Source organism: Stenotrophomonas geniculata ATCC 19374 = JCM 13324, assembly GCF_001431625.1.
GTDB classification, from domain to species: domain Bacteria; phylum Pseudomonadota; class Gammaproteobacteria; order Xanthomonadales; family Xanthomonadaceae; genus Stenotrophomonas; species Stenotrophomonas geniculata.
Window position 1 is genome coordinate 1 of the sequence record NZ_LLXT01000170.1, and the last position, 14,962, is coordinate 14,962.

At 68.2% G+C, this 14,962-nt stretch carries 14 protein-coding genes and 1 pseudogene; 7 read left to right on the plus strand and 8 right to left on the minus strand.

Translation table 11 applies throughout. The annotated features are described in order from the left end of the window. The 3 genes and pseudogenes from ARC63_RS23870 to ARC63_RS22430 all read right to left on the minus strand — a co-directional run. A pseudogene (locus ARC63_RS23870) lies at window positions 1-251 on the minus strand (SAM-dependent methyltransferase); the annotation flags it as partial. Further along, a complete protein-coding gene (locus ARC63_RS22425; RefSeq protein ID WP_057504436.1) occupies window positions 232-612 on the minus strand; it encodes a hypothetical protein in 381 nt (126 codons plus the stop codon). The gene ARC63_RS22425 and the pseudogene ARC63_RS23870, both read right to left, overlap by 20 nt. 69 nt (window positions 613-681) lie before the next feature. Beyond that, window positions 682-1,098 (minus strand): hypothetical protein, encoded by a 417-nt coding sequence (locus tag ARC63_RS22430; RefSeq protein WP_057504437.1) that lies wholly within the window; start codon window positions 1,096-1,098, stop codon window positions 682-684. Between the two features lie 90 nt (window positions 1,099-1,188). Between ARC63_RS22430 and ARC63_RS22435 the strand changes: the two genes are divergently transcribed. Next, window positions 1,189-1,473, plus strand: coding sequence for a hypothetical protein (locus ARC63_RS22435; RefSeq protein ID WP_019337972.1), 285 nt, complete (start codon window positions 1,189-1,191; stop codon window positions 1,471-1,473). 123 nt (window positions 1,474-1,596) lie between these two features. On the opposite strand, the gene dmeF is transcribed toward ARC63_RS22435, so the two are convergent. Continuing rightward, window positions 1,597-2,574, minus strand: a complete 978-nt coding sequence (dmeF, locus tag ARC63_RS22440; protein ID WP_057504438.1) for a CDF family Co(II)/Ni(II) efflux transporter DmeF — start codon at window positions 2,572-2,574, stop codon at window positions 1,597-1,599. Window positions 2,575-2,626: 52 nt separating this feature from the next. Between dmeF and ARC63_RS22445 the strand changes: the two genes are divergently transcribed. Then, window positions 2,627-2,911: a metal-sensing transcriptional repressor gene (locus tag ARC63_RS22445; RefSeq protein WP_057504439.1), complete on the plus strand. Its 285-nt coding sequence runs from the start codon at window positions 2,627-2,629 to the stop codon at window positions 2,909-2,911. A 95-nt stretch (window positions 2,912-3,006) separates the two neighbouring features. On the opposite strand, the gene ARC63_RS22450 is transcribed toward ARC63_RS22445, so the two are convergent. Then, window positions 3,007-3,381: a MerC domain-containing protein gene (locus tag ARC63_RS22450; protein ID WP_010484159.1), complete on the minus strand. Its 375-nt coding sequence runs from the start codon at window positions 3,379-3,381 to the stop codon at window positions 3,007-3,009. 69 nt (window positions 3,382-3,450) lie between these two features. Between ARC63_RS22450 and ARC63_RS22455 the strand changes: the two genes are divergently transcribed. Continuing rightward, window positions 3,451-4,776, plus strand: coding sequence for a GTP-binding protein (locus tag ARC63_RS22455; RefSeq protein WP_019337975.1), 1,326 nt, complete (start codon window positions 3,451-3,453; stop codon window positions 4,774-4,776). A gap of 184 nt (window positions 4,777-4,960) precedes the next feature. Here ARC63_RS22455 and ARC63_RS22460 read toward each other — a convergent pair whose 3' ends face one another. Further along, complete coding sequence (locus tag ARC63_RS22460) at window positions 4,961-6,568, minus strand: ATP-binding cassette domain-containing protein (protein ID WP_057504440.1); 1,608 nt, start codon at window positions 6,566-6,568, stop codon at window positions 4,961-4,963. A gap of 263 nt (window positions 6,569-6,831) precedes the next feature. Then, window positions 6,832-7,731 (minus strand): LysR family transcriptional regulator, encoded by a 900-nt coding sequence (locus ARC63_RS22465; RefSeq protein WP_010484156.1) that lies wholly within the window; start codon window positions 7,729-7,731, stop codon window positions 6,832-6,834. Window positions 7,732-7,959: 228 nt separating this feature from the next. Between ARC63_RS22465 and ARC63_RS22470 the strand changes: the two genes are divergently transcribed. Together ARC63_RS22470 and ARC63_RS22475 are read left to right on the plus strand one after the other, a co-directional pair. Then, window positions 7,960-9,138: a serine hydrolase domain-containing protein gene (locus tag ARC63_RS22470; RefSeq protein WP_057504441.1), complete on the plus strand. Its 1,179-nt coding sequence runs from the start codon at window positions 7,960-7,962 to the stop codon at window positions 9,136-9,138. Then, on the plus strand, window positions 9,135-10,319 hold the full coding sequence (locus tag ARC63_RS22475) for an MFS transporter (RefSeq protein ID WP_057504442.1): 1,185 nt from the start codon (window positions 9,135-9,137) through the stop codon (window positions 10,317-10,319). The genes ARC63_RS22470 and ARC63_RS22475 overlap by 4 nt, the downstream gene beginning before the upstream one ends. A 314-nt stretch (window positions 10,320-10,633) precedes the next feature. On the opposite strand, the gene ARC63_RS22480 is transcribed toward ARC63_RS22475, so the two are convergent. Next, window positions 10,634-12,250, minus strand: a complete 1,617-nt coding sequence (locus ARC63_RS22480) for an EAL domain-containing protein (protein ID WP_057504443.1) — start codon at window positions 12,248-12,250, stop codon at window positions 10,634-10,636. A 230-nt stretch (window positions 12,251-12,480) separates the two neighbouring features. Between ARC63_RS22480 and cycA the strand changes: the two genes are divergently transcribed. Both cycA and ARC63_RS22490 read left to right on the plus strand, forming a co-directional pair. After that, window positions 12,481-13,854 (plus strand): D-serine/D-alanine/glycine transporter, encoded by a 1,374-nt coding sequence (cycA, locus tag ARC63_RS22485; RefSeq protein WP_057504444.1) that lies wholly within the window; start codon window positions 12,481-12,483, stop codon window positions 13,852-13,854. A gap of 319 nt (window positions 13,855-14,173) precedes the next feature. Continuing rightward, a complete protein-coding gene (locus ARC63_RS22490) occupies window positions 14,174-14,950 on the plus strand; it encodes a lytic transglycosylase domain-containing protein (protein WP_032130442.1) in 777 nt (258 codons plus the stop codon). The last annotated feature ends 12 nt before the right edge of the window (window positions 14,951-14,962 follow it).

Sequence of the window (14,962 nt, forward strand, 5' to 3'; positions counted from 1 at the left end):
GGGTAGGACTGGCCACGGAAGCGGAAGCCGCCGGCATCCAGCGCCACGCTGCCCTCGCGGCGGCCGAGGTCGAGAGAGCCCTGCCAGTCGGCAGCGCCCTTGTCATGGGCACGGCGCAGGGTATCGGCGCTGTCGCGGGTCAGCAGGGGGCCGGTGTAATGGGGCACGGCGGGTACCGGGGCGGTTCGGGGGAGGGCATGGTACCGCAGCTGTTGTAGAGCCAAGCCGATGTCAAAGTAGGTCCACGCCATGCGTGGATGCAGGCAGGGAGGAGTCGGGCGTGGGCCCGACGCTAGCGCTGGTGCAGCTGTAACCGTGTGTGGTCCCTTCCCCCGCGATCATGCCGACGCCACGCGACGGCTGCATGCCCTGCCGCGCGCACGATCGACGATGGGCCTCCTGGGTTTGCGGTGGCTGCCAATCGAAGTCGTAGCGCATGCGGCCGTCCTCCTGCAGCAGCCAGTGCACGATGACGCGCTCCTTCGTGCCATCGCCGAGGTCCCAATCCAGAGTGCGCATTATCAGGATCTGGCCATCGGGCAGCTGCCGGACTTCGTCATAGGCACCCTGGGTCTTCGGCGCGCTTACCGCAAGCAGCAGAAACAGCAGCATTGGCATCGCTCCTCAAAGAAGACAGGATGCGCCCATAGTGCCCTGAGTCGCCATCAGAATCATTGCGTCTTACGAGCACTTCACCGCATACACCGGCCCAGCACCGATCAGCATCAGCGCCATGTAGTCACTATCACTGGCCTTGCCCTTCAATGTCGCGTCCTTGTTGAAGTGGAAGATGCCGAAGCCACCGGCCATGCGGATCAATGCGCTGTCGATCTGCTCGGCGTCATCGCGGAAGTAGCGGCTGATCTCGCTGCGGGTGGCCTTATGCAGGGCATTCGGCTCGCGCTGCCACTGGTCGCCGCGGCTGAAGGAGACGAAGTACTGGCCGCCTTCCTTGTCGATGCGGAAGTCGGCCGGTTTGCGCGCGCCGGTGGCGAAGCAGCCCTGCAACGGGTCGGCGCTGAAAGGAAGCCCGGCATCACCACCGCAGGCGGTGAGCAGCAGGAGAGCACCGGGCAGCAGCAGGCGGAGCATGCGCATGGGATGTCCCGACGGGGCAGGTGCGGCTAGTGTAGGCAGCATGCGGGCACGGCCCGTACAGAAATTCGGCAAGGACACAGGGGTTTTCGGATGGCGCAGGGCAAGGCACCGTGGTGCGGCGTGGCCACTTGGCTGGGGATCGCTGTGGGTTGGGGCGCGGGCACGTTGGCTGCGCAGGCGGCGGTGGCCGCAGGCGGCAATGGCATGGCCGCCGGGCTGGGCGTGGGCGTGCTGGGTGCGGCACTGGTGGGTGGCGGTCTGGCGGTGGCGTCGCGCGTGCGCGGCGAGCGCTGGCCGTGGATCGGCATCGGTGGTGCGGTGCTGAGTGCGCTGCCGCTGCTGATGTACCTGTTGCGGATGATGCTGAAGCTCTGACTGTAGAGCCGAGCCCGTGCTCGGCTGATGGCCTGCGACAGCCGAGCATGGCTCGGCGCTGCAAAGGCAACGGCAAGCCGAGCATGGGTTCGGCTCTACAGATTCGACCGCAGTCGCGCAGGATCAGCTACGGTGAATCTCCACCGTCACATGCACCAGCTCCTCATGGATCGCCAGCGCGTTGCGCACGGTATCGGCATCCAGACCTGCGTCGCTGGTGACCACGCTGGCACTGACCGCGTACTTGCCGCGACCGACCTGCCAGACGTGCAGGTCGGCCAAACGTGCCGGCCACGGGCCCTGTTCGATCACTTCGCGTACTTCGGCCACCACTGGTGCGTCCATCTGCGCGTCGAGCAGGATGCGGCCGCTGTCGCGCAGCAGGCCCACTGCCCACACCGTGACCAGCGCGGCGCCGACCAGCCCCATCACCGGGTCCAGCCAGGTCAGGCCCAGCAGCTTGCCGCCGAGCAGTGCGACGATGGCCAGCACCGAGGTGGCGGCGTCGGCCAGCACGTGCACGTAGGCCGAGCGCAGATTGAGGTCGTGACCGTGCGCGTGGTCGTGATCGTGGTGCGCGTGATCATGCCCGTGGTGTTCGCCATGATCGTGGCCGTGCGCGTGGTGGTGATGCGCATGCCCCGGGCTGTCGTGCAGCCACCAGGCGCACAGCAGGTTCACCGCCAGGCCGACGACCGCAATGGCAATGGCTTCGTCGTAATGGATCGGTGCCGGTACCCACAGCCGCTCCAGAGACTGCACGGCCATCAGCGCGGCGACGCCGAGCAGGGCGATGGCGCTCGTGTAGCCGGCCAGGATCTCGATCTTCCAGGTGCCAAAGGCGAAGCGCGGATCGTGCGCGTAGCGGCGCGCGCAGCGGTACGCGAACACCGAGAGGCCCAGCGCCAGCGCGTGCGAACTCATGTGCCAGCCATCGGCGAGCACGGCCATGGAGTTGAACCACCAGCCGCCGATGATCTCCGCCAGCATCATGCCGACGGTGAGCCACAGGGCGCGGCGGGTATTGCGTTCGGCCAGCGGATTGCCGTCGTCGAAGCGGTGTTCGTGGCGGCGGGCGGCGGCGAGGGCGTCCAGGTGCATGGGGGGACCAAGGGGGTGGAGTGGATACCCCCATAGGGTATATGATCCAGTCATGGCCCATGTACACAAGAATCGAAAGCAGCTGCTGACCCGGGTGCGCCGTATCGCGGGTCAGGTGGCGGCGTTGGAGCAGGCGCTGGACAAGCCCGAGGGCGAGGCGGGCGAATGCGCGGACGTGCTGGTGCAGGTCGCCGCCGTGCGCGGTGCAGCCCACAGCCTGTTGATGGAGCTGCTGCACGAGCACCTGCAGGAACATGTGGTGGCTGCCGACGACCCGCAGCAGCGGGCGGACGAGGCCGCGGTGCTGGTCGAGCTGCTGCGCCGCTACGGCAAATAGGCCGAGGGGCGGTAGAGTCGACTGTTAGTCGACTGCTCTTCGCCCAGGCGGCATGAGATCCCGCGCTTCGCGCGAGAGTCGACTAACAGTCGACTCTACCCCGCGTGCCGGTGCCGTGCGTTCCAGATGTGCGTGGCGGCCAGCAGCAGGCTGCCGGTGACGGTCATCGGCGTTTCCCAGTCATGCGAGGGCAGCGCCAGCGCGCCGGCCAGCAACAGGCCCAGACCGGCGCCGGCGGTGGCCCAGGCCAGCACCGGCAGCGGGTGACGGCGCTCGGCCCGCCACAGCGCGTAGCCGGTCAGCGGCAGGGCGATGGCCACGAACAGCAGATGCACCCATTCCGCTTCGGCCCAGGTGCCGAACAGGGGGAGCGCGGCGGCCAGCAGGGGTAGCGCCAGGCAGTGCAGCAGGCACAGGCTGGACAGGGCGACCGCGCCGGCATCGAGCAGGGCGGCAGAAGGCGACTTCATCGGAGGAGGTTCCTTGCGCAACAATTGTTATACAGTAACATTTCCGTTCCGCAGCCAACCCGCTCCGACATGAACACTGTTTCCCGCGCCGACCGTCGCCTTCCGGTCACCGTGCTGTCCGGCTTCCTGGGGGCCGGCAAGACCACCCTGCTCAACCAGATCCTGCGCAACCGCGAGGGTCTGCGCGTGGCGGTCATCGTCAACGACATGAGCGAGGTCAACATCGATGCGCAGCTGGTGCGCGAAGGTGGGGCCGAACTGCGCCGCACCGAAGAGACGCTGGTGGAGTTCAGCAACGGCTGCATCTGCTGCACGCTGCGCGATGACCTGCTGCAGGAAGTGCGGCGCCTGGCCGATGCGGGCCGCTATGACTATCTGCTGATCGAATCGACGGGCATCGGCGAGCCGATGCCGGTGGCGGCCACCTTCGCGGTGCGCGACGAGCACGGCTTCAGCCTGAGTGACATCGCGCGGCTGGACACGATGGTGACGGTGGTCGACGGCAGCGCGTTCCTTGCCGACTTCGGCTCGACGTCGCGACTGGCCGAGCGCGGCCAGCAGGCCGGCCCGGAGGACGATCGCGGCGTGGTTGACCTGCTGTGCGAGCAGGTGGAGTTTGCCGACGTGATCGTGGTCAGCAAGGTGGACCAGGTGGATGACGAAGTGCTGCAGGACACGCTGGCTGTGCTGCGTGGCCTGAACCGCGACGCGAAGCTGCTGCTGTCCAGCTTCGGCAATGTGCCGCTGGCCGAGCTGCTGGATACCGGGCGCTTCGACATGGAGCGTGCGCAACGTGCGCCGGGCTGGGTGAAGGAACTGCGTGGCGAGCACACACCGGAAACCGAGGAGTACGGCATCGGTAGCTTCGTCTACCGCTCGCGACGTCCGTTCCATCCCGCGCGATTCGCACGCGCGCTGCAGTCGGGCATGCCCGGCGTGATCCGCAGCAAGGGCTGGTTCTGGCTGGCCAACCGCATGGACTGGGTGGGCGAGCTGAACACCGTGGGTGCCGCGACGCGGACGCAGGCGGCGGGCTTCTGGTACGCCGCGCGCGATCGCGTGCGTGCGGGCATCGAGGACACCACACCGCTGTTGCCGCCGACACCGCTGCCGTACAGCGACCTCGGATGGGCGCGCCAGCAGGCCGACTGCTGGAGCGCGCCGTTGCCGGGACCGGAGGAGTTTCCGGACGCGGCCGCGCATTCGGCAATGCAGCGCCTGTGGCACCCGTTGTGGGGCGATCGGCGCCAGGAACTGGTGGTGATTGGCGTGCACATGGACGAGCGCGCCGTGCGCGCAGAGCTGGATGCCTGCCTGCTCAACGAACAGGAGCTGCGTGCGGGACCGCTGCTGTGGCAGCAGATGCCGCAGGCATTCCCGGTGTGGAAGCGCTGAGCTGACGGCTCCTGTAGATCCACGCCATGCGTGGATGGCGGTTCAACCGGTCTTTGCCCGCCTTGTAGAGCCGAGCCCACGCTCGGCTGGCGGATCATTCCATCCGCGCATGGCGTGGATCTACTGCAATTGCAGCCGAGCGTGGGCTCGGCTCTACAAGATCGAATCCACGCATGGCGTGGATCTACAAGGCATCTCGCCACTGCCAACCCTCGGTGTTCACGTGCAGCACGTGGGTCGGTCGCAATGCCTGCAGCAGGTGCCGGTCGTGGCTGACCATCACCAGCGCGCCCGGCCACGCCGCAAGCAGTTCCTCCAGCGCCTGCAATGCGCTCAGATCCAGCGCATTACCGGGTTCGTCCAGCAGCAACAGTTGGGGCGCGGGATCGGCATACAGCACGCTGGCCAGCGCACCCTTCACCCGCTCGCCATCACTGAGGCTGTGGGCCGCCCGCTGGATGCGCTGTGCATCCAGCCCGAGCAGGGCCAGCCGCGTGCGCAGCTCGCCTGGGTCCGCGCGCGGGTTGGCGGCCTGCACGGTGTCAAGGATGCTGCGCGCGCCGGACAGCCCCAGCAACTGCTGGTCGAGCAGGGCCAGTGGTGCATGCCGTTGCACGGTGCCACTGCATGCAGGCAGCTGGCCGGCCAACACACGCAGCAGGGTCGATTTGCCGCTGCCGTTGTCACCGACCACGGCGATGCGCTGCCCCCGGCGGATCTCCAGCTGCAGCGGGGCGCTGCAGCCATGTGGCAGCACCAGCGCCTCGGCCTCCAGCAGACGCGCGCTGCCACGCTCGCCCGCACCGGCAAACAGCGCCAGTTCCGGCGCCGCATGCACCGCGGATGCAGCTGCGCGCAGCTGCTCTGCGCTGGCCTGCAGGCGCTCGGCCTGCACCTGCTGTGCGCGGCCGTGGCTGGCCTCGGCGCGCTGCTTCTGCCGGCCGAGCAGGATCGGGGCCTGGTTGGCCTGCTTCGCATCACGGTTGCCACGTGCCTGGCGCTGCTGCTGGCGTTCGTGTTGTTCGCGCGCGCTGCGTTGCTGCTGCCGGTGCTGTGCACGTGCATGGTCAAGCTGGGCGGCGGCGGCTTCACGTTCGGCGGCGCGCGCGTCGGCGTAGTGCTGCCACGGTCCGCCATAGCGATGCAGCCCGCGCGCATCGAGCTCGACGATCTGCTGCATGTGCGCCAGCAGTTCGCGATCATGGCTGATCGCCAGCAGGCCGCCGCGCCACTGCTGCAACTGTTCATACAACTGTTGGCGATGGCGTGCGTCGAGGTGGTTGCTGGGTTCGTCCAGGATCAGCCAGTCGGCACCGCTGGCCCAGGCACCGGACAGCGCCACCTGCATGGCCTGGCCACCACTGAGGCGCGCGGCCGGCTGGGCCGGATCGAGGTCGTCGGGTAGCTGCAGCGTACGCCACTGCTGCTGCAGGCGTTCGCGCAGATCCCAGCGGTCGCCGACGCGGGCGAAGTCGGCCTCGTCCACGCTGCCGGCTTCGATGCGTTGCAGTGCGGCCAGTTCCGTGCCGACACCGGCCAGTTCACCGACCGTGCCGGCGGGTGGATAGCCGGGCGTCGGCAACAGGAACACGCGGCCACTGCCGCGAACCTGGCCGTTGTCGGGCAGCCGCCGGCCGGCCAGCAGGCGTGCGAGCACGCTCTTGCCGGCGCCATTGGCACCGACGAGGCCGGTGGCGACCGGTTCGAAGGAAAACGTCAGATCGGAAAACAGCGGGCGGCCGTCGGCCAATCGATACGACACGCGATCGAGCGTGAGGGAATGCGGGGTCATGCGACCTCCATGGATGCCGGGTTCTCCCCTGCGCGCAGGGGCGGGAAGAGTCAGGCCGTCTAGTGGGAAGACGGCGGCATCAATGGCGCATTGGTCGCGAGCCTCTTGGAGGAATGAGCGGCCAGTATAGCGGCAGTGGCTGAATGGTCGGGTGCGCGGCCGCCGGGCATGGCCCGGCGCTACCGATGATCGGGCGGTTCTGTAGAGCCGAGCCGATGCTCGGCTTCCTTTCGCCGCGAGACGCATCCACGCATGGCGTGGATCTACGGTACGGTACCCAGGCGGGCGCCGACGAAGTCGATGAACACCCGCAGCTTCGGCAGTACGTGTCGGCCCGACGGCCACAGCAGATGGAAGGTGCCGCAGGAATGCACGTGTTCGTCCAGCACGGTGACCAGGCGGCCGTCGGCCAGGGCATCGCGCACCGAGTGCACCGGCACGAAGGCCAGGCCGATATCGCGCAGTGCGAGCGCTACCCGCGCTTCGATGGTGTTGGCCACCATGTGCACCGGAAGCTCCTGCGGCGTTTCATCGTCGGGCCAGTGGATCGGCCACGGTTCCAGCTTGCCGGTGGTGGGGAAGCGATAGTGCAGCAGCGTGTGCTGCATCAAGCCTGCCGGCGTGCGCGGAACGCCGCAGCGCTGCAGGTAGCCCGGCGAGGCAACGACACGCCGCGGGAATACCCCCAGCCGGCGTGCGTTCATCCGCGAGTCGCTGGGTTCGCCGACGCGCAGCACCGCATCGAAGCCCTCTTCGATGACATCAACCAGGCGGTCACTGAAGTCCAGGTCCAGGCGGATATCCGGATACGCGGCCATGAATTCGGCCATCAACGGCAGGGTGAGGTCGCCCACCAGCGGCAGGCTGATGCGCAGGGTGCCACGGGGCGAGGCGTGCGGTTGTGCCAGCTCGGTGCGGGCGGCATCGCGCTCGTCGAGGATGCGCCGGCAACGCGCCAGGAACAGCTGACCCTCGGCGGTGAGCGTGATGCTGCGCGTGCTGCGGTGGAACAGGCGCACGCCCAGTGCGTGCTCCAGCCGCGCCACGCACTTGCCCGCTGCCGAGGCGGATATGCCCTGCAGGCGCCCGGTCTCGACGAAGCTGCGGGTATCGGCCGCGTGCACGAAGGTCTGCAGGTTGGCGAGGTTGTCCAGGACTGACATGGGCGTGCGGGCAATGAAAGCGGCAGGGTAGGCCGGTGCGGCTGTAGCGGGCGGCTCCGCCATCGCAACACTGTGGTGCGGGGTGGCGTGGAGACCGTTGCGGCCTTGCGGTTCCGGCCATCATGCCGATTGCGGACTACACGGTCCATGATGCCCGGAGCGGCAACCGGCTTTTTGCGCGGACGCCCGCTGCCTAACGTGGCGGCCTCTCCCCCACGGATCATCGCGATGAATGCCGCTCCTTCCTTCGACCCTGCGCCGACACTTCCTTCGGTGCAGCGGCTGCTGCAGCAGCTCCACCCGCAGCGCCTGGTCGGTGCGGTGGTGCTGGTGCGCGAGCACGGCGCGCTGCGCCATGCCAGCGCCACGGGCCTGGCGGATCGCGAGTCGGCCACGCCGATGCAGCGCGACCAGCTGTTCCGGCTGGCCTCGGTGAGCAAGCCGCTGCTGAGCACGGTGATCCTGGGCCTGGTGGCCGAGGGCGTGCTCGACCTGGATGCACCGGTGCAGCGCTGGCTGCGGGACTTCCGCCCGGCGCTGGCTGATGGCAGCACGCCAGCGATCAGCCTGCGCCAGCTGCTCAGCCACAGCAGCGGGCTGGGCTATCGCTTTCTCGAAGCCGATGCGAAGGCTCCCTACGCACGCGCTGGCGTCAGCGATGGCATGGACGCGAACCCGCTCTCTCTGGCCGACAACGTGCGCCGCATCGCGAAGGCTCCCCTGCTGTTCGCGCCGGGCAGCCAGTGGCTGTACTCGCTGGGCGTGGACGTTGCCGGTGCCGTGGCTGAAGCAGCGACCGGTGAATCCCTGCAGGCACTGTTCGAGCGCTTGCTGGCCGCACCCCTGGGCCTGCGGGACACCGCCTTCGCTGCGCGCAACGCGGCACGGCTGGCCACGCCCTATGTGAGCGACACACCGCAGCCGCACCGCCTGCGCGAAGGCGAGGTGGTCGCTCCGTTCGAGGGTACCGTCGGTATCGAGTACAGCCTCGCGCGCGCCACCGATGCCAGCCGTTTCCCCTCGGCCGGGGCAGGCCTGGTCGGTAGCGCCGATGAAGTGATGGCGGTGCTGGAGGCCTTGCGTGATGTGCAGCGTTCAGGCCTGTTGCCGCCCGCACTGGCAGCGGAGATGGCCAGCCCGCAGGTGGGCGAACAGGGGCCGCCGGAACCGGCCGGCTGGGGCTTCGGCCTTGGCTTTGCGGTGCTGCGCGATGCGGCCGCCAGCGGTACGCCGCAGAGCGCAGGTACATGGCGTTGGGGCGGTGCCTACGGGCACAGCTGGTTTGTCGATCCTGCGCGTGGGCTCAGCGTGGTGGCGCTGACCAACACCCTGTACGAAGGCATGGACGGTGCCTTCGTCGATGAGCTGCGCGATGCGGTCTATGCTGATCTGGAGACCGCGCGATGAGCGGCCATGCCATCGATGCGGCTGGCCCGGCCGGTGAAGCCACGCGCCTACCGTGGGCGGGACTGCTGGCGCTGGCCGGTGGCGGCTTCATCACTCTGCTGACCGAGACCCTGCCGGCCGGCGTCCTGCGGCCGATGGGCGAAAGCCTCGGTGTGAGCGACGCGGCGGTTGGCCAGCTGGTCAGCGTGTACGCGCTCGGCTCGGTGATGGCCGCACTGCCGATGACCGCACTGACCCAGCGCCTGCCGCGACGTCCCTTGCTGCTCGCCGCGATTGCCGGCTTCGTGGTGGTCAATACGCTGACCGCATTGAGCAGCAGCTACCCGCTGATCCTGGCCGCGCGCTTCCTGGCCGGCGTGTGTGGTGGCCTGCTGTGGTCGCTGGTGGCCGGCTACGCCGCGCGCATGGTGGTGCCCTCGCTGCAGGGCCGGGCGATTGCGGTGGCGATGGTCGGATCGCCGCTGGCACTGTCGCTGGGCGTACCGGCGGGCACCTTGCTGGGCCAGCAGATCGGCTGGCGCTGGGCATTCGCGCTGATGAGTGTGCTGGCAGTCGTGCTGCTGGCCTACGCGCGCTGGGCATTGCCCGCGTTGCCGGCGGCGGCGGCCGGTCAGCGTACGTCGTTGGCTACGGTGTGGCGCATGCCGGGCGTGCGCAGTGCGTTGGCGGTGATGGTGCTGTACGTGCTGGCGCACAACGTGCTCTACACCTACATCGAACCGCTGGCGGTGGAGGCCGGTGCCGGCCCGTGGCTGGACCGCCTGCTGCTGGCCTTCGGCCTGGCCGCCATCGCCGGCATCGTCATTGCCGGCTGGGGTGTGGACCGTCATCTGCGCACGCTGGTGTGGGCCGCGGTGATCGGCTTCATCGTGCCGGTGCTGACCCTGCTGTTGTGGCCGGGCGACGCGATCGCGCTGCTGCTGGCGACGATCCTGTGGGGCGTTGCCTTCGGCGCGGTACCTACGTTGTTCCAGACCGCATTGGCGCGGCGTGCCGGTGCCGCCGCGGATCTGGCGCAGTCGATGCTGGTGACCGGCTGGAACCTGGCCATTGCTGCCGGTGGCGTTGCAGGGGGTGTGCTGCTGCAGGCGGGCGGCCCGAGCCAGTTGGGATGGCTGCCGCTGCTGCTGCTGGCGGTGAGCGTGGCGTGGCTGTTGGCACGGCCGAAGGCCTGGGCGTAGGCGCAGCAACACGTTACGGAGGTGCCGGCCAGCGGCCGGCACTACCGTGGTCCACGCCATCCACGCATGGCGTGGATCTACCGAGCGCAGCGACCCGCGTTTGCTTTTGCCTTTTCCCGTTGATTCCGTGGTGGGACGCTGCAGGAACCTGTCAGAGGCCGGGGCGGTCGGGTTCGCGGGGGTGTCCGCGGCATGGATGCCGCGGCCAAGCCCCCATGGACGGGTTTACGGCGTCCCCCGCGAACCCGATCGTCCCGGCCAGCCCTGGGATAGCAGTACGCGACCCACCACGAGGGGCTCCGCCGTTCGCCGTCCTACTCCACTCCCTCACGCTCGATCGGCACGCTGCGCGGATTCTGCATGTGCTCCCGCGCCGCGCCATAGCGCTGCTGCCGCTTGTGATGGAACACCACGAACTCATCCCGTGGCAGCGGCCGCGAGAACAGCCAGCCCTGCGCGAACTCGACCTTGCGGGTATGCAGATACGCCAGCTGTGCCTCGGTTTCAACGCCCTCGGCCACCACCCACAGGCCCAGCTCCTTGGCCATGTCGATGATGTGCGGCGTCACCGGGCTGGTTGCACTCTCGGTGCCGATCGCATCGATGAACGACTTGTCGATCTTCAGCGCGTCCAGCGGCAGCTGTTCCAGGTACTGCAGGCTGGAGAAGCCGACGCCGAAATAGTCAATGGCCACGCTGTGCCCGGCCCGACGTGCCTGTGCCAGCATCGTGCGGGCGCGGTCCAGGTCGAGGAAGCCGCGCTCGGTGGCCTCCATCCAGATCTGCTGCGGCAGGATGCCGCTGCCGGCCATGTGCTTGGAGATCATCTTCAGCGCGCGGCCGCTGCTGATGTCTTCGGCGGCCAGGTTGATTGCGATGTGCGCGCTGCGGTCGGCCACCAGCAGCTCGCGCATGTCGCGCACCACGTTCTCGATCACCAGATCGGTGACCGCGCCGATCATGCCGGCCTCTTCGGCCAGCGGAATGAACAGGTCCGGCCGCACCTGGGTGCCATCCGGGCGCTGCCAGCGCACCAGCGCTTCGGCGCCGACGCAGATGCCGGTATCCAGTTCGATGATGGGCTGGTAGTGCAGGTACAGCTCGCGGCGGCGGATCGCCGTGGCCAGCTCGCCGCGCAGCGACAGGCGGCGACGCGACAGCCAGATCACCAGGCCGGCACCGACAGCGGCCAGCAGAACGCCGATCGGCACGAACAGCCACGCCTGCTGGCGGAAGGTCGCGGCGAGCGCGGTACGCGGTGTGGTCGCGATCGCCAGCCACTCTTCGTTGCGGGCGGTGGCGTACAGGGTGTTGTGGTCCAGGCCTTCACCAGGCGCGCGCAGCAGGGTCTCAAGCAATGCCGGATCCATGCCGTCCTGCCTGGCCAGGAGGCGGCCGTCCGGGCTGGCCAGGGCAAGGCGCACGTTCGGGTCGGCGATGACATCGACGAAGCGGCGCGGATCGACCAGCACGTCGTAGTTGCCATACAGGATCGACAGGACCTGGCGCCGTCCGCTTGCCTCGGGGCGCACATCCACGGCGATGCCGGCGCCATCACTGGTGACGTGGTCGGACTTGGGCTGGTTGACGTCGGACAGGAACGGCCCCCACGACGTACAGCGTAGCTTGCCACCCTCGAAGTAGCCCATCTGGTCGACCGACGGCGAGGTCATCACCAGCGTCTGCATGCGCCGGATATGGTCGGGCCCGCAGGCGCTGTGGGCGCCGACCTCGGCCGACTGCAGTGCCGCCAGTGCTTCCTGGTAGGACTGGTCGGCGCGGCGCAGGGCACGGCCGGCAATGTCGCGCAGGCGTTGCTGCTCGACGCTGACCGCACGGTCCCAGGTGGCATAGGCCATCACCGCGATCGGCACGGCCGCGGCCAGCAGCGCCAGTGCGGTGCCACCAATGATGACGCGCAGCCGGCTCATGGCCGGGGCTCCAGCGGGGCAGGCAGGGCAGGGCGCATGGTCGGGCCGATCCTTGGGCAGGTGCGGCTATCTGAGCATGGCGCCGGGCCGGGCGGAATGGGATGAATCCGGTATTTGGTCACATTGTGATGAAAGCGGCCAAGTTTGACGGGATTGGCTCATCCGGCGCTGGCGCTCCTGCCTGAGGAGGACTACCGTCGAACGCTTCGCCCGCCCTTTTGCCCGCGCCCATGACCGAGCCCGCAACGCCCCCCGAGCACCTGCGCCGCAGCCTGTCCAACCGCCACCTCCAGTTGATCGCCATTGGCGGTGCCATCGGCACCGGCCTGTTCATGGGGTCGGGCAAGACCATCAGCCTGGCCGGCCCGTCCATCGTCTTCGTCTACCTGATCATCGGCGCGATGCTGTTCTTCGTGATGCGCGCGATGGGCGAACTGTTGCTGTCCAACCTGCAGTACAAATCCTTCATCGATTTTTCCACCGATCTGCTCGGCCCCTGGGCCGGCTTCTTCTGTGGATGGACCTACTGGTTCTGCTGGATCGTCACCGCCATCGCCGATGTGATCGCGATCGCTGCCTACGCACAGTTCTGGTTCCCCGGGCTGGAAGCCTGGAAGCCGGCGCTGACCTGCGTGATGCTGCTGCTGTCGTTGAACCTGGTGACGGTGAAGCTGTTTGGCGAGATGGAATTCTGGTTCGCGCTGATCAAGATCGTGGCGATCTGCGCGCTGATCATTACCGGCGCCGGGCTGGTGGCCTGGGGCTTCACCTCGCCCAGTGGCCACACCGCGGCGCTGTCGAACCTGTGGAATGACGGCGGCATGTTCCCGATGGGCCTGGTCGGCTTCTTCGCCGGCTTCCAGATTGCCGTGTTCGCTTTCGTCGGCATCGAGCTGGTCGGCACCACCGCCGCCGAAACCGCCGACCCCGAGCGCAACCTGCCCAAGGCGATCAATTCGATTCCGGTGCGCATCATCATCTTCTACGTACTGGCGCTGATCGCGATCATGGCCGTCACCCCGTGGCGCCAGGTGGTGCCGGACAAGAGCCCGTTCGTGCAGCTGTTCGTGCTGGCCGGTATTCCGGCCGCGGCCAGCCTGATCAACTTCGTGGTGCTGACCTCTGCCACGTCCTCGGCCAACAGCGGCATCTTCTCCACCAGCCGCATGCTGTACGGCCTGGCCGAAGAGGGCCACGCCCCGCGCGGGTTGTCGAAACTGTCACGCGCCGCCGTGCCGGCCCGTGGCCTGTTGTTCTCGTGCCTGTGCCTGCTCGGTGGCACGCTGCTGATCTACCTGATTCCGAACCTGGTGACCGCCTTCACCCTGGTCACGACGCTGGCGACGGTGCTGTTCATCTTCGTGTGGTCGCTGATCCTGGTGGCCTACATGGCCTATCGCCGCCGCTACCCGGAACGCCACGCTGCGTCGATCTTCAAGATGCCCGGCGGGGTTGCCATGTGCTGGGCCTGCCTGGTGTTCTTCGCGGCCGTGCTGGTGCTGCTGAGCCTGCAGCCCGACACCCGCCAGGCATTGATCGCCAGCCCGGTGTGGTTCGTGCTGCTTGGCGTGGGGTATTGGGTGCGTCGGAAGACCGCGAAGTGATCCAACGTCTTCGTTCCATCCATTGACCCATCGTCTCCAGAGAGCTCCATCCACGCATGGCGTGGATCTACTGTCAGCCGCAGGAAACTGTCGAGGGCGGGTGGGTGTGGCCCGGCAGGACCGTTGGCGCCATGGATGGCGCCATCGAGCCCCCATGGATGGGTTTACGGCGTGTCCTGCCGGGCCACACCCACCCGACCAGCCCTCAACTGCCCAGCGCTGCTCTGGCTGTTGACGTTGCCTCTGCAGGTGCAGGGCGCAGCCCTGCCGGCCCCCATTCACCCAACATTAGCGGGCGCGGCCGGATGATCCGGCCGCCATGTCCCGTCGCCCTCTCCTGCTAGCGCTGTTGCTGCTGCCCAGCCTGTGGCCCGGGCTGGCTGCCGCGCGCACCGTCTACCGCTGCGTGCAGGGCAACACCGTCAGCCTGGCCACCGCGCCGGAACCCGGTTCACGCTGCACCCCGAAGGAAATCGACGACAACGCCATCCAGACCCCGAACCTGTGGGGCAACATGGGCGTGTTCAGCGGCGTGCTGTACGAGCGCGAGCAGGATGGCGCGCTGGTCTACTCCACCCGCAACCTGCCCGGCTCGCGGGTGTTCCTGAAGTTCACCATGGCCACGCCGCCGGGCGAGCCGGCCCACGAAGGCCTGGGCAAGGTCGGCAAGCCGCAGCTGGCGCAGCACGCCAAACAGTTCAAGGCTGCGGCCAAGGCTACGGGCGTCGATGACGCGTGGCTGCGTGCGATTGCCCATGCTGAAAGCAACTTCGATGCGCTGGCGGTGTCCAGCAAGGGCGCACAGGGCGTGATGCAGTTGATGCCGGACACCGCGCAGGAGTACGGCGTGAATGATCCGTTCTCGCCCCAGCAGTCGATCGATGGCGGCGCCCGCTACATGCGCGCGCTGCTGCGTCGCTACAACGGTGACCGTCCGCTGGCAGCGGCTGCGTACAACGCCGGCATCGGCGCGGTCACCCGCTACAAGGGCGTGCCGCCCTACGCCGAAACCCTGGCCTATGTGGACAAGGTGATGGCGCTGTACGCGCGCTACCGCGAGGCGATGGGCATCCGTACCGAGGTGCCGGCGCGCTAGGCCAGTGGCGCT